The organism is Micromonospora sp. CA-263727, from assembly GCF_050942455.1.
Taxonomy (GTDB): domain Bacteria; phylum Actinomycetota; class Actinomycetes; order Mycobacteriales; family Micromonosporaceae; genus Micromonospora.
Genome location: NZ_CP192031.1, coordinates 6895264 through 6910156 on the forward strand (window position 1 = coordinate 6895264; position 14893 = coordinate 6910156).

12 protein-coding genes are annotated in these 14893 nt (G+C 72.0%); 9 read left to right on the top strand and 3 right to left on the bottom strand.

The window, feature by feature from the left end; translation table 11 throughout:
* The first annotated feature begins 92 nt into the window (after positions 1-92).
* On the top strand, positions 93-1388 hold the full coding sequence (gene mycP, locus ACQPYA_RS30355) for a type VII secretion-associated serine protease mycosin (protein ID WP_433530409.1): 1296 nt from the start codon (positions 93-95) through the stop codon (positions 1386-1388).
* A gap of 25 nt (positions 1389-1413) precedes the next feature.
* A complete protein-coding gene (locus tag ACQPYA_RS30360; protein WP_433530410.1) occupies positions 1414-1902 on the top strand; it encodes a hypothetical protein in 489 nt (162 codons plus the stop codon).
* Between the two features lie 93 nt (positions 1903-1995).
* Here ACQPYA_RS30360 and ACQPYA_RS30365 read toward each other — a convergent pair whose 3' ends face one another.
* From ACQPYA_RS30365 to ACQPYA_RS30375, 3 genes are read right to left on the bottom strand one after another with little or no spacing between them, the layout of a single operon-like run.
* The gene (locus ACQPYA_RS30365) at positions 1996-3255 is read right to left on the bottom strand and encodes an SseB family protein (protein WP_433533690.1); all 1260 of its coding nucleotides are present in this window, start codon (positions 3253-3255) and stop codon (positions 1996-1998) included.
* Positions 3249-3734: an SUKH-3 domain-containing protein gene (locus ACQPYA_RS30370; RefSeq protein WP_433530411.1), complete on the bottom strand. Its 486-nt coding sequence runs from the start codon at positions 3732-3734 to the stop codon at positions 3249-3251. The genes ACQPYA_RS30365 and ACQPYA_RS30370 overlap by 7 nt, the downstream gene beginning before the upstream one ends.
* Positions 3731-4114 (bottom strand): YwqJ-related putative deaminase, encoded by a 384-nt coding sequence (locus ACQPYA_RS30375; RefSeq protein ID WP_433530412.1) that lies wholly within the window; start codon positions 4112-4114, stop codon positions 3731-3733. Before ACQPYA_RS30375 ends, ACQPYA_RS30370 begins: the two co-directional genes overlap by 4 nt.
* 223 nt (positions 4115-4337) lie before the next feature.
* Here ACQPYA_RS30375 and ACQPYA_RS30380 point away from each other — a divergent pair, with 223 nt between their 5' ends.
* The 7 genes from ACQPYA_RS30380 (at position 4338) to ACQPYA_RS30410 (ending at position 14825) form a co-directional block, all read left to right on the top strand.
* Positions 4338-6017, top strand: coding sequence for a right-handed parallel beta-helix repeat-containing protein (locus ACQPYA_RS30380; RefSeq protein WP_433530413.1), 1680 nt, complete (start codon positions 4338-4340; stop codon positions 6015-6017).
* Positions 6018-6048: 31 nt separating this feature from the next.
* A complete protein-coding gene (gene eccE, locus ACQPYA_RS30385; RefSeq protein WP_433530414.1) occupies positions 6049-7539 on the top strand; it encodes a type VII secretion protein EccE in 1491 nt (496 codons plus the stop codon).
* Positions 7536-8231 (top strand): hypothetical protein, encoded by a 696-nt coding sequence (locus ACQPYA_RS30390; RefSeq protein WP_433530415.1) that lies wholly within the window; start codon positions 7536-7538, stop codon positions 8229-8231. Before eccE ends, ACQPYA_RS30390 begins: the two co-directional genes overlap by 4 nt.
* A 200-nt stretch (positions 8232-8431) precedes the next feature.
* Positions 8432-12613, top strand: a complete 4182-nt coding sequence (locus ACQPYA_RS30395; RefSeq protein ID WP_433530416.1) for an ExeM/NucH family extracellular endonuclease — start codon at positions 8432-8434, stop codon at positions 12611-12613.
* 92 nt (positions 12614-12705) lie between these two features.
* A complete protein-coding gene (locus ACQPYA_RS30400; protein WP_433530417.1) occupies positions 12706-13338 on the top strand; it encodes a hypothetical protein in 633 nt (210 codons plus the stop codon).
* A 68-nt stretch (positions 13339-13406) separates the two neighbouring features.
* Positions 13407-14468: a WxL protein peptidoglycan domain-containing protein gene (locus ACQPYA_RS30405; RefSeq protein WP_433530418.1), complete on the top strand. Its 1062-nt coding sequence runs from the start codon at positions 13407-13409 to the stop codon at positions 14466-14468.
* Positions 14469-14555: 87 nt separating this feature from the next.
* Positions 14556-14825, top strand: coding sequence for a metal-sensitive transcriptional regulator (locus ACQPYA_RS30410; RefSeq protein WP_111219150.1), 270 nt, complete (start codon positions 14556-14558; stop codon positions 14823-14825).
* Positions 14826-14893: the final 68 nt, after the last annotated feature.

Consider the following 14893-nt stretch of genomic DNA (forward strand, 5'->3'; position numbering starts at 1 on the left):
CACTCCACCTTGGGTGGCCGGCCCGTACCATGCGGTGACCGTCCATCCCCGGCCGCCCGACCAGCACGGCCCACAGAGGAAGGTTGACGGGCATGCGTGTCCCGACCCGACCGGCAGCCGCCGTCGCGCTCGCCACCGCGAGCGCCCTGGCCGCCTTCGCCCTGCCCGCCGCGCCCGCCCTGGCGGATTCGGCCCGAGACGACTCCTGGCACGTCAAGGCCCTGGAACTCGCGGAGATGCACAAGGTCTCCCAGGGTGAAGGTGTCATCGTCGCGGTGGTCGACACCGGGGTGGACGCCACGCATCCCGACCTGAAGAACAATGTCCTGCCCGGCGTTGACCTCTACGACGACGACGCCGAGGGCCGGGTCGACCGTCAGGGTCACGGCACCGGCATGGCCTCCCTCATCGCCGGCCACGGCCACGGCCCCGGCAACCGCGACGGGGTGCTCGGCATCGCGCCGAAGGCCAAGATCCTGCCGGTGACCATCAAGAACGAACGCAGCGCCGTGACCCCGCCGACGGCGCTCGCCGCCGGTATCAACTGGGCGGTCGACGCCGGTGCGGACGTGGTCAACGTGTCGTTGTCCAGCAGCTTCAGCGAGGAGCTGAACCGCGCGGTCGAGCGTGCCTACCAGAGCAACGTGGTGGTCGTCGCCGCCGCCGGCAACGACAACGACATCCTGGTCGGCAGCCCGGCCGCACACCCCGGCTGCATCGCGGTCAACGGCATCGACCGCAACGGAGTCATCAGCAAGAAGGCATCCGTGCCGGGCACCCCGGACCTGCCGGTCAACATCGCCGCGCCCGGACAGGACATGGTCACGGCCGCTCCCGGCGGCAAATACGTCACGGTGACCGGCAGCAGCACCAGCAGCGCCGTCGTCTCCGGCGCGATGGCCCTCATCAAGGCCAAGTACCCCGACCTGAACGCGTACGAGCTGTTCCAACGCCTGCTCGAAACCACCAGGGAGGCCGGCGAGCCCGGCCACGACCAGCTCTACGGGTCGGGCGTGCTCGACCTGCGAGCGGCGTTGACCGGTGAGCCCGACGGCCGAGGCAGCCGCACCGCGGGTCCGAGCGCGCCAGCGGGCGACGACGCGCTCGCATCCGCCCGCGCCATCGAGGGCCCCGGAGCCGAGGAGACCGTGATCGTGGTGCTGGTCTGGATCGCGATCCTCGCGATCCTCGTCGGTACCGTGCTCGCCGTGATCAAACTCCGTCGCCGGGCGCGGCAGCGCCGGGCGACGATCGACACCCCGGATGACGCGCCGGAGACCGGCCTGCCCACCGGAGCGTCACCGCACGGCTCACCGGCCGCGCCGGCCAGCCGCCCGCCGGCGCCCAGCGACACCGACGACACGGCCTGGCGTCGGCCGCCCGGCTGACCGGTCCGACCTGAGGAGGACGCCCGTGTCGACCACGCCAACCGAGGGGTTCCCGCCCCCCGGCCCGCCGGCCCGCGGACCGCATCCGGCCGGCCGGCGGCCGATCGTGGTCACCCTGGCCGTCCTGCTGATGCTGCCGGCGATCGTCACCTGGCTGATCGCCGGGATCGCCTTTCTCCGGGCGATGCTGCGGGCCGAGGGGGACGGGCTCGGGCGGATCCTGGTGGTGGGCATCGGAGCGGCCGTGCTGGCCCTCGCCCTGCTGGTGGTGCTGCTCGCCGCGCTGGGGTCGGCCATGGCCTGGCAGGGCGCCAGCGCGGAGGGGCTGACCGTGCCGGCGGCCTTCACCTTCGGGCTCTTCGTCGTCGTCATCGTCACGCTGCTGGTGCAGGGCAAGCTGAGCTATCAGCCGACGATGGTCACGCCGCTGGTGGTGGGGGGACTGGCCGGTGTGTCGCTCGCCCTGATCAAGAGCCCGCCGGCCCGCGCCTGGTTCGCCAGCCGCAGGCGTTGACCGCAGCCACCGGCGCCGGGTGACGCGGGCAGCACCGGCCGGGGAGGACGGGGCCGGGCAGAGCGGCGGCCGGGAAGGCAGCGTGCGGTTCGGTCAGGCCGGCGACCAACGGCGGGCCGCCGCGTCGAACCGGGCCAGCAGCTCGTCCCGGCCGTCCTGGTGCAGGCAGCGCAGCTCGGTGTCGTCCGGTACGACAAGCGACTCCATCCGCGGCTGACCCCGGCCCCACTCCTCGGGCGTGGCCTCGCCGGGCGCCCAGCGCAGCACGGCCACCCACTCGTCCAACTCCTCGAACGGCGAACCGCCACCGAGCAGGCCCAGGCGGCGGTAGAGACGTGCCGGCGTGTCCCGCCCGGGGCCGTGCCAGGCGTGCACCAGACCGGCCGCCCGGTCGTAGCCGTCGTCCAGGTAGGACGTCAGGTAACGGTGCGGGATGACGAGTTGCAGCCGCAGCGGCACCTCCGGGTCGGGCCCGTCCTCGGTCACGGTCTCCGACGCCGGCCGCGGCACCGGCACGCCCACCGTCGACGGCTCCGCGTACGCGGCCGTCCCGCGGCGGCGCTGCTCCTGCTCCGCCGCCTCGGTGACCACCGCCCGCAGCTCGCCGAGCCACTCGCGCAACGTCAGCACCGCCTCGCCGGGCAACGCCGCGGCCACCGGCGTCTCCGGGTTGAGCAGCAGCTGCCAGGACAGGTCCGGCCAGTGCTCGGCGAGCTGGAGACTGCTCACCGCCACCAGGTCGTGGTCGCCGAGAGCCTGCCGCAGCCGGGCCTCGGAGGTGAACACCGGCAGGCTGAGCCGACCCTGCTCGTCCGGCACGCTCCACCACGGAAACTCCGGGTCCGACAGGTCACGGGTCGCCGGGCCGTCCGGCCGCAGTGGCAGCACCAGCTCGGCCCGGAGCAACGCGGACATCAGCGCGTCCGGGTCCTGCTGGACGATCGCCTCGCGGACCGGCCGCTCGGCCTCGACCGCGGGCGCGGCGAGCGTACGCAGCTCGTCGGCGACGAGCCGGACACCGATGGGCAGGCCGGCATCGACCGCCAACACCCAGTCGTCGTCGGGCCAGTCGACGGCGAGATCGATCAACCCCGACACCCGGTAGCTGACCGACTGACCGGGCAGGCCGGCAGCGATCGCCGCCGGCGAGGTGTAGACCATCACGTGGGTCACCCCGTCGTGCTGGGCCGTCGGCCAACCGGCCGGCTCCCGACCGGCCGCCGCCGCTGGTGACACGGGCAGCAGCAGTGCGGCGGCGGCGAGTTCGGACAGAAAAGCCTGCCGGTCGTCGGCCTCGGCGGCGGCCAGCAGCGCCTGCTCGGTGGCGTTGGCCGGTTGCCAGCCGGTCACCAGGTGCCGTCCCCGCGTACCCGACGGGGTTGCCGGCCGAGCACCAGCGTGCCGAGCGCCTCGTCGAGACTCCCCCCGAGGAACCAGTCTCCGGTGTGGTCGAGCACGAAGACGCGACCCTGCCCGTCGATGGCGAGAATGCCGGTGCCGTCGCCCTCCTCGCCGAGCGGCGTCAGCGGCGCCCCGGTCACCTCGGCCAACTCGGCGAGCGTGACCACCGAGTGGCGTACCAGGAACGGGTCGAGGTGGAAGTCGCTCGGCGCGATCTGCTCCCCCTCACCCTGCGGGCGTACCCGCAGCCCGCCAAACTCGGCGTACGCCTCGACCGCGGCGGCCGTCACGACGTGCTGCCGGCCCTCCGGCGTGGCGTGCGCGGCGATGCGCAGCGCCCACTCCCGGGCCCGGCTGTCGTCGCGCCGACCCGGCGACCAGCCGGCGGCGACGAGGGTTTCGGCCACCCGGGACGGAAACCGCTCGGTCATCCCAACGCCTCCATGCCGAACCAGTCGAGCAGGGCGGCACAGGAGCGGCAGGGCGGCTGGACCTCGCCATGGCGTGGGTCGCCCTCCTCCCGCACCCGCGTCACCCGCACCTTCGCGCCCCACAACAGCGCGCGGGCCTGGGCGGCTTCGAGCGGCGGGCCGCCCGCCTCGGCGGCGTACAGCCGATCGGAGACGAGCACCGCCTCGGCACACCACCCGACGAAGCGCTCGCGCTGCTCGACGGGCAACCCGTGCAGGAAGCGCCGGATCACCGGGTGCAGGTCGGGCGCCGCGTCACCGCGTACCGAGGTGTGGGTGTGGACAGTGCCGTCGGCGAGCAGCGCACCGGCCGCCAGCGGCAGCATCCGCAACTGCGCCATCCGCCCTCCCAGGTATCGACCGGCATCCCGCCCGGGACCGATCCCGGGCCACCCGACGAGCCTAGCCACCGAGTGGGCCGACGTCCTGGCACACCGGCTTCTGTCACCGTCGAGCGGAGCACGGTCCGGCTCGGCTTTGGCTGGCGCAGTAACGGGCTCACGCGGTGTCGACCGGCTGGGATATCGTCGGTCCAGCCCCTCTCTGCCGTACGAAGCCGGAGCCATGACGCGCACCCTTCTCGTCTCCCCGGACCAGCCCGGCGCCTACCCGTCCATCGGGGAGGCACTCGCGGTGGCCAGCGACGACGCCGTCGTCTCGGTCAGTCCCGGCACCTACTACGAGGCGTTGTTCGTCAACGATCGGGGCGTCACGATCGTCGCCGCGCAGGGGGCGGGGACGGTCACCGTCGACGCCTCGTCCGGGACGTACCCCACGGTGTCCTGCAACTCCGGCCGGTTGGAGCTGCGCGATCTCGTTCTCAAGGCCGGCGACGCGCCGGTCGTGGTGGCCGATCGGGCGAAGCTCACCATGGCCGGGTGCGAGCTGAGCGCCGGTTTCGGTGCCGCGATCCAGGTCGCCGGTCGCACGGAGTTCACGCTGGCCCGCTGTCGGGTCACCGGTGGGCGCTACGGCCTGGTGGTGGAGGATTCGGACGGCAGCGTCGAGGGCTGCGAGTTCACCGACCTCAGCGAGGACGGCATCATCGTGCGGATCGGGGCCGCGCCGACGATCCGCACGAGCACGGTGACCCGCTGCGGCAACCGGGGCATCTACGTCTACCAGTACGGCAAGCCCACCATCGAGGCCTGCGACATCTCCCAGACCGGTCACGCGGGGGTGGCGGTGGTGCACCAGAGCGCACCGGTGCTGCGGCGCTGCCGGATCCGGGACACCCGCGGCCCGGCGATCTCGTTCGGCCGTGGCTGCCACGGCACGGTCGAGGAGTGCAGCACGGAGAACACCGCCCAGCCGGCGATCGAGGTCGCCGAGGGGGCCGCGCCGACCATCGTGGAGGGTACGGCCGGCCGGAAGGCCGCCTACGGCGCGGACGCGGCCCGCGCCGCCGCCCAGCAGGACACCGCCCGGGTGGAGAAGCTACTGACCGACCTGGAGGCGATGGTCGGTCTGGAGTCGGTGAAGGAGGAGGTCCGCGCCCTCATCGACGAGATCCAGGTCAACGAGTGGCGGCGCAGCGCCGGGCTGCCGGTCGGCGCGGTCAGCCATCACCTGATCTTCGCGGGGGCACCCGGTACCGGTAAGACCACCGTGGCCCGCATCTACGGCGACCTGCTGGCGGCGCTGGGCGCACTTCCCGGCGGCGCGTTCCGTGAGGTCTCCCGCCGGGATCTGGTCGGCCAGTACATCGGCCACACCGCCGAGAAGACCGCGGCGGCGGTCGAGCAGGCGCGCGGCGGCGTGCTCTTCATCGACGAGGCGTACACCCTCTCCCGCTCCTCCGGCACCGGTGGTGACTTCGGGCAGGAGGCCATCGACACGCTGGTCAAGCTGATGGAGGACCACCGTGACGAGATCGCGGTGATCGCTGCCGGCTACACCGGTGAGATGTTGCAGTTCCTCGACGCCAACCCCGGTCTGGCCTCCCGCTTCGCCAAGACCATCGAGTTCGGCAACTACTCGCCCGAGCAGTTGGTCGTCATCGTGGAACGCATTGCCGGTGGCGACGAGTATCTGCTCGCCGCCGGCGTCAGCGAGGTGCTCCGGGAGCACTTCGGCACGATCGAGCGGGACCAGAACTTCGGCAACGCCCGGGAGGCCCGCAAGCTCTTCGAGGGCGTCCGCAAGGCGCAGGCGCAGCGGCTGCGGCAGTCCGGCCAGCGCCCCACCCTCGACGAGCTGCGTACCGTGACGGTCGCCGACATCCGCGCCGCGATCGGGCGCTGACGATGCCGGGCCGGTCAGGGAGGGGCGTGCGGTGACGCATCCGGGTGCGGCACGACCGGGCGAGCCGGGTTGGCAGCATCACCCGGGGGCGGCGGCACCGCCGCAACAGCGGAGCGCGCAGCCGCAGCAGCAGACCGGCGCGCCGGTGCCGACGCCGACGCTCGGTGGCACCGGGTCGGGGCAGAGCTGGGCGGCCCAGCGCGGGCAGGGGCGGGCGACCGCCGGCACCGCGTACACCAGCCAGGCCGCCGCCGTGGCCCAGAGCGCGGCGGCCCGACCCGCCGCGACGCCACCGCCGGCGGCCCCGGCCGCGGCAGCGACCATCCCCGGTGCGACGCCGCAGTCGGCGGCCTCAGCCGCCGCCGCGACGGCGGCCCCGGTGGTACGCCAACACCGCCGGCAGCTCCGGGTCGCCGGGATCCACGTCGCCCAGCTCGTGGCCTGGCAGGCCGGCGGGGCGGCGGTGCTGGCGGCCACGCCGCACGGCGTCGGGCTGACCGTCGCCGTGGCCGCCGCCGTGGTGCTGCTGCTCTCCCCGACCGTGCTGCGGCATCGTGGCCGGTGGCTCTACCAGTGGCTGGCGGTCTGGTGGGGCTATCGGGGCCGACGCCGGCAGCTGACCGGCACCGGGCCGGACGTCGCCTGGCAGGTGCTCGCCCACCTGGAGCGCAGCGTCGAGCTCGACCAGGTCGAGATCGACGATCAACCCGCCGTGCTGCTGACCCACCGGGGCGGGCTGAGTGCCGTGCTGGAGGTCGACCCGACCGAGGGCGCGCTGCTGATGGGCGCGCCGCAGTCCCTGCCGTCGCCGGTCTCGCTGCTGCCGGCGGCCGACCCGAAGACTCCGCCGGTGACGGTGCAGGTGATCATCCAGGTCACGCCGGCACCCCGGGCGCGGGCGGCGGCGGTCGACCGGGCGTACCGGGAGCTGACCGGTGGGGGCGTGCCGGCCAGCCGGCAGGCGTGGGTGGTGCTCCAGGCCCCGCGTACCCCCGATTTCCATGCCGACCGTGACCTACGTCCGGCGCTCACCGCGGCGATCCGGCGGACCCGCCGCCAGCTGCGCCAGGACCGGGTGACCGCCCGCCTGCTCAACCGCGACGAGGTGCTCGCCGCCGTCGCCCACCTGACCCACCTGACCGGTCAGCCGGTCGGCGGGGACCGGCCGCTTGCCCGGGAGAGCTGGCGGAGCTGGTCGGCGCAGGGCACGCCGCAGAGCTGCCACCGACTGCTCGCCTGGCCCGACCGGGTGTGGGAGCTGGATCCGCTGCTGCGTGGGCTGCCGGCGGCGGCCGGCGTGGTGTCGATGTCGGTGGCCCGCGAGCCTGGTCACTCCGGTGGCGACGACGCCGTGGTGGAGGTGGCGTTCCGGCTGATCGGCGCCGACGCCGCGGCGCTCGACGGCGCCGACCGCGCGCTGGACGAGGCGATCCGCGGTCACGGCGGTCGCCTGCAACGACTCGACGGCGAGCACGCTCACGGCGTGGCCGCCACCCTGCCGCTCGGAGGCTTCCTGCGGTGAACAACAGCGTCGCGTTTCCCGGCAGCCGGATGGGGCTGCACGTCACCGACGGCGCCACCGTCGCCGGGCTGCGGCTGGTCGCCGGGGGTGGCGGGCTGGTGGTCGGCCGCAACCGGCAGCAGGAACCGGTCGGGCTGCGGGTGTTCCGGGCCGAGCCGACCCGGCTGATGCTGACCGGCGGAGTCCGCGCGGCGGAGTTGCTCGCCTTCCGGGCGCTCGCGCTCGGTGCCCGGCTGTTCATCCAGACCGCCCGGGAACAGGAGTGGGACGCCTTCCTGCGGCGCTGCGTGATCGGCCGGGAGATCGCCTCGTTCCTGCCGCCCGGGGTGCCCCCGCCGCTGCCGGCCACTCCGACCGAACCACAGCTCGTGGTGATCGACACCGGTCCGGTGACCGGGCCGGACACCAACCTCAGCGCCCCGTGGCGGGCCACCCTCGTGGTCCGCGACGACCTGGCCGGCTGGGACGTCGAGGTGCTGGTACGCAGCGACATCGTGGTGCTCCAGCGACTCACCGAGACCGAGGCCGCCACGGCGGCCAACGCCCTCGGGTTGGTGAGCGTGCAGAGCTGGTTCACCCAGTTGCACCCGGAGATGGTCGGTCTGATCACCAAGGGCAAGGTGCAGTGGGTCATGCTCAGCATGACCGGCACCGAGCGTCAGCTGATCGGCCCGGTCGCCCGGGGCGGCTGAAACCCGACACCGCCAACCCGGAACCGGATGGCCCCCGGTATCGCGCCACCGGTTGATCCGGGGAGATCAGGCAGGCCAGACCGGTGACGTGAAACACGACCGGTCCGCGGATTAGTACATCTGGTGGCTCCCGCACGGCCACCGGCGCACCTTATCCTCCGACGGTCTATCCACTCGGAGGCCCCGCGGAGGCCCAGCACATGCAGCGAAGTAGAAGTACGCGACTACTCACAATTCCGGGCGTACTGGTCACCGCCACTGCGCTCACCCTGTCCAGTGGCACCGCCGCATTCGCCGAGCCGGTGCCGGCGGCACCGTTCATCAGTGAGATCCACTACGACAATGTCGGCGCGGACACCGGCGAGGCGATCGAGATCGAGGCGCCGGTCGGCTACGACCTGACCGGCTGGCAAATCGTTCTCTACAACGGCGCCAATGGCGCGGCGTACAACACCAGGACCCTCAGTGGCTCGGTGCCGGACGCCGGTGTGGTCGTCGCGTCGTACCCGACGGACGGCATCCAGAACGGGTCGCCCGACGGCGTCGCTCTCGTCGCGCCCGGCGGCACCGTCCAGGAGTTCCTCACCTACGAGGGGACCTTCACCGCGGTCGGCGGGCCGGCGAACGGGCTGCCCGGCATCGACATCGGTGTGGAGGAGACCGCCACCACCCCGGTCGGCCACTCCCTCCAGAAGATCGACGGCACCTGGCGGCCCCCGGCGCCGAACAGCTTCGGTGTCCGCAACACCGCTCCGGACGAGAACCCGGATCCGGACCCGGATCCGACCATCGGCTGCACCATCACCGTCGACCACACCATCGCCCAGGTCCAGGGCACCGGCAGCGCCACTCCGGTGGCGGGCACCCGGGTGACCGTCGAGGGCATCGTCACCGCCGACCACCGCACCGGTGGCTACAACGGCGTATACGTGCAGACGGCGGGTAGCGGCGGGGAGCGCCCCGTCGCCGCCGGCACCGCCTCGGACGGCATCTTCGTCTACCTGACCACCTCCACCGCCAACCACCCGTCGGTCGCGATCGGCGACCGGGTGCGGGTCAGCGGCACCGCGAGCGAATTCAACGGCCTGACCCAGCTCTCCATCGCCGCCAAGAGCGACGTGCAGATCTGCGAGCAGGGCGCGACGCTGCCCGCCCCGGTCCCGGTGAGCCTGCCGCTGGACGACGCCGCCCGCGAGTCGGTCGAGTCGATGCTGGTGGCGCCGGTCGGGCAGTACACCGTCTCCGAGGTCTACAACACCAACCGGTACGGCGAGGTGGTCCTCGCCGCCGGTGACAAGCCGGCCGTCAACCCGACCGATCTGGCCCGCCCCGGCTCGGACACCGCCCGGGACCTGGCCGCCGAGAACAAGCTCCGCCGGCTCCTGCTCGACGACGGCAAGACGACCAACCTGGCCACCGCCGGGCTGCTGCCGCCGTACGTGTCGGTGGCCAGCCCGCTGCGGGTCGGCGACTCGGTGGAGGCGTTCGGGCCGTCGGTGCTGTCGTACGGCTTCAACGAGTGGCGGCTACAGCCCGCCGTCCCGGTCGACGCGGACACCCTGCCGGCCGCCCGGACCACCTTCAAGGCCACCAACCCGCGTACCGCCGCGCCGGTGAACGTCGGCGGCGACCTGCGGGTGGCCAGCTTCAACGTGCTGAACTACTTCGTGCACTTCGGCGGCGACGCCCGCGGCGCAACCGACGAGGCCGCGCTGGCCAAGCAGGAGACGAAGATCGTTTCGGCGATCAGCGCGCTCGGTGCCGACGTGGTCGCGCTGGAGGAGATCGAGAACTCGGTCCGGTTCAGCCCCTCGGACCCGCAGCAGGCGCTCAAGCGTCTGGTCACCGCCCTGAACACCAAGGACGGCGCGGACACCTGGGACTACGTCCGCACCCCGACCGAGCTGCCCGGCGCGGCCCAGCAGGACTTCATCACCACGGCGATCATCTTCAAGCCGGCGAAGGCGCAGCCGAAGGGCCCGTCGCGCTCCGTGAACGACGAGTCCGTCTGGTTCAACGCCCGCGAGCCGATCGCGCAGACCTTCACCGCCGGCAAGGTCGACTTCATCGTGGTCGCCAACCACTTCAAGTCGAAGAGCGGTGCCGGCACCGGCGACAACGCCGACGCCGGGGACGGCCAGGGCGGCTGGAACGGTGACCGGGTCCGGCAGGCCGGGGCGCTGGCCGCCTTCGTCGACCAGGTGAAGGCCGACAGCAACACCTCCGACGTACTGCTGCTGGGTGACTTCAACGCCTACACCCAGGAGGACCCGATGCAGGTCCTCTACGGCAAGGACTACCGCAACCTGAACAACACCGGGAAGGCCAGCTACGTCTTCGGTGGCGAGTCCGGCTCGCTCGACCACGCCCTCGCCTCGCCGTCGCTGGCGGACCGGGTGACCGGGGTCGACGTGTGGCAGATCAACGCGGTCGAGTCGTACGCCTTCCAGTACGACGGCCTGGCCGCCTTCTACGAGCCGGGCCCCTACCGGGCCAGCGACCACAACCCGCTGGTGGTGGGCATCAACACCGGGATCAACCCGGTCGACCTCCAGCTGCTGAGCATCAACGACTTCCACGGCCGGCTGGAGTCCCCGGCCACCGTGGGCGGTCAGGCGGTCGGCGGCGCTGCGCAGCTCGCCGGTCTGGTGAACCAGCTGCGTGGGCAGAACCCGAACACCGCGTTCGTCTCCGCCGGTGACAACATCGGCGCGTCCACCTTTATCTCGGCGATCAACGACGACAACCCGACGATCGACGCGCTGAACCAGATGGGCCTGGCCGCCTCGGCGGTGGGCAACCACGAGTTCGACAAGGGCATCGCCGACCTGACCGGCCGGGTGACCGACCGGGCGGACTTCCCGCTGCTCGGTGCCAACGTGTACCGGGGTGCCGACCGGGTGCTGCCGGCGTACTCGGTCAGCAACGTGGGCGGCGTCCGGGTCGGCTTCGTCGGCGTGGTGACCGAGCAGACCGCGTCGCTGGTCAGCCCGGACGGCATCCGCGGCCTGACGTTCCGGGATCCGGTCGCCGAGGCCAACCTCGTCGCCGGTCAGCTCAAGGACGGCAACCCGGAGAACGGCGAGGCCGATGTGATCGTGCTGCTCGCCCACGAGGGCGCCGCGACGGAGAACATCGACTCCGCCGAGGAGCTGGCGAACGACCCGGTCTTCGGCAAGTTCACCCGGGTCGACGCCACCATCGACGCGATCTTCAGCGGTCACACCCACCAGCCGTACGCCTTCGAGGTCCCGGTTCCGGGCACCGACAAGCTGCGTCCGGTGGTCCAGGCCGAGGACTACGGCAAGCGTCTGGGCAAGGTCACGCTGACCTTCGACCCGGAGTCGGGCGCGGTCACCTCGGCCGACGCGGCGCTGGTCGACGTGGTCGGCGTGCCGCAGGATCCGGCGGTGGCCGACATCGTCGCCGCCGCCAAGGTCAAGGCGGAGGAGTTGGGCAAGCAGAAGCTGGGTGAGATCACCGCCGACATCCAGCGCGCCTACACCGGCGGCAACGAGGACCGGGGCAAGGAGTCGGCGCTGGGCAACTTCATCGCCGACGTGCAGCTCGCCGGCACCTCCGACGCCGGCCGGGGCGGGGCGCAGATCGCGTTCATGAACCCGGGCGGCCTGCGGGCCGACCTGCTGTACCGGACCGACGGCACGATCTCCTACGCCGACGCCTTCGCGGTCCAGCCATTCTCCAACGACGTGGTCACCAAGACCTACACCGGTGCCCAGGTCAAGCAGGTGCTGGAGGAGCAGTGGCAGCCGACGGGCGCGTCCCGTCCAGTGCTGTGGCTGGGTGTGTCGAAGGGCTTCAGCTACACGTACGACCCGGAGGCCGCCACGGGCTCCCGGATCACCTCGATAAAGCTGAACGGCACGCCGATCGACCCGGCGGGCACCTACCGGGTGACGGTGAACTCGTTCCTCGCCTCCGGCGGTGACAACTTCACCACCCTCGGCGGGGGCACCAACCCGGCGACCACCGGCGACAACGACCTCACCATGCTGGTGAGCTACTTCGCCGCGAACTCGCCGGTCACCGCGGACACCGCGCCGCGGTCGGCCGTCGGTCAGGGCGAGCCGGCGTGGGACGTCGAGGTGCAGGCCCGTACGCAGTGCGTCGGCACCAACGCGTACGTCTCGGTCAACGCCCGCAACGCCGGCAGTGTGCCGCTCACCATCGAGCTGGTCACCCCGTACGGGTCCCGGACGGTCTCCGGCGTCGTTCCCGGCGCCTCCGCCTACCAGGCGTTCAACAGCCGGGCGAAGACGGTGCCGGCCGGCATCTCGACGATCAAGATCACCGGGATCGTCGACGGCCAGCCGGTGACCACGCAGACTGAAGCGCCGTTCGCGGCGATCAGCTGCGGTTAGCCGTTTGCGGTGGCGGCGTCCGCCGGGCGTCGCCACCGCTTCCCGGATCGCCACATCAGTTCAGGAAGCACTAGTACCAACGGAGCATCGAAATGAACACATGGAATCGCAAGCGTCTTTTCGCGGCCGCTGCTGCCGGCGCGTTTCTGGCCGGGTCGGTGGCGATGGCGTCGCCGGCTCTGGCGGAGCCGGGTGACGAGTCGGACGTGCGGGTGACGGTCGATATCGAGGAGATTCGGGAGCCGGGTGTGCTGGCCATGTCGGTGGCGGCGGATTCGGTGGCGTTGACCGAGGACGGGTCGACGTTGTTGGTGCGTCAGTTCGTCGGCACTTTGCCGACGGTGACGGTGACCGATACCCGGACGGCGGATGAGGTGCCGGAGGGTGCCGCGTGGGCGGTGTTGGGCAGCGCGACCGATTTTGTCGGTTCGGCGGGTCAGGCCCCGATCGGTGCCGGGCATCTGGGCTGGAAGCCGCGTCTGATCGACGGTGGTGACACTGGCCTGGTCAGTGAGGGTGAAGAGGTGGTGACGGTTCTGGACGAGGCGACGCAGCCGGGTAACAACGTGGGTCTGGTTGACCAGGAACTCCTGGTGTCGACCTTTGACTCGGGTGCGGTGGCGGGTGACGCGTACTCGGTGAACGCGGATCTGTTCCTGCGGACCCCGGGTGATGTCGCGGCGGGCGCCTACACCTCGACCCTGACCCTGTCCCTCTTCGAGTAAGACCAACACGTGGTGGGGGCCGTAACCACGCGGCCCCCACCACACCTTTCCGTCCGAAGGGCTCCGCCATGATCCGAACCTCGCCGCAGACGCTGCCGCGGCTGCTCGCCGTGCTGGCCGCAGTGCTCGTCACCGTACCGATCGCGCCCGTCGGCGCCGCCGCAGAGCCGGACAAGCCGACGGTGACCTGGTCGGTGCAGCCGGCCGACCGCAACGGCCCCGACGGCCGCAGGTGGATCGAGCGCACCCTCGACCCCGGTCAGGTCGTGACCGAGCACCTGGCGGTGCGGAACTTCAGCGACTCCGCCGTGGTCTTCTCGCTCAAGGCGGCCGACGGATACCTCACCGACAAGGGACGCTTCAACATGCTCCCGTCCAACCAGAAATCGGTGGACGGTGGCACCTGGATCAAGGTGCAGGAGAAGGTTCCGGTGGGGGCCAAGGAGACCAAGGTGGTGCCGTTCACCATCACCGTGCCGCAGGACGCCACCCCCGGTGACCACCCGGCCGGCATCGCGGCCACCGTCACCAGCACCGGCGGCACCGTCGCCGTCGAGAGCCGGGTCGGTTTCCGGGTCATGATGCGTGCCAGCGGCACGATCACGCCGAGCGTGGCGATCAGCGACCTCACCGCCAGCTACACGCCCTCCTGGAACCCGTTCTCCGGCGGCAACATCAAGGTCAGCTACACCGCGACGAACGACGGCAACGTCGCGGTGACCGGCGCCGGCCGGGTGACGGTCAGCGAACTCTTCGGCCTGACCAGCAAGGATGCGCCGGCCGAGGTCGAGGAGATGTTGCCGGGCGGCGACCGGGCGGTCAGCGCCCGGGTGAACGGGGTCTGGGGGCTGGGCCGGCTGCGTACGACCGTCTCGGTGACGCCCGCCGTTCTCGGCAGCGAGCCGACCGACGCCGAGATCCGACCTGCCTCGGCCACCGTGACCACCTGGACGATCCCCTGGGCGCAGCTGGCCCTCCTGATCCTCCTCGCCCTGCTCGTCCTCGGCGTCCGTTTCGTCATCCGGCAACGCCGGCGACGGCTCGCGCAGCTGCTCGCCGACGCCCGGGCAGAGGGCCGGGCGGAAAGCCAGGAGTCTCCGCTCGTGGGTGGCGCACCGAAGTCCTCCTGACCCGACCGGTAGCCGATCGCCGCTCTCCGCGCACCACTGGCCGAGGAGATACCCCGGGGGGTATAGTCGCCGACAGGAGGTGCCGAGATGAAGCTGCGACCCGAGATGACCGGCGACGCCCTGACCCGCCTCAAGCGGGCCCGCGGGCAGCTGAACGCGGTGATCGAGATGATGGAGGACGGCCAGGACTGCCGGGCGGTGCTGACCCAGCTCGCTGCGGTGTCCAAGGCGATCGACCGGGCCGGCTTCAAGATCATCGCATCGGGGATGCGGCACTGCTCCACCGCGCGCGACAACGGCGAGCAGCCGGAGATGACCGAGGAGGAGCTGGAGAAGCTGTTCCTCGCCCTGGCGTGAACCACCGGGGCTGACGTCCCGGCGTAGTTTCGCGGGGCCAACCGGGCCGACCGACCGGACCGGGCCGC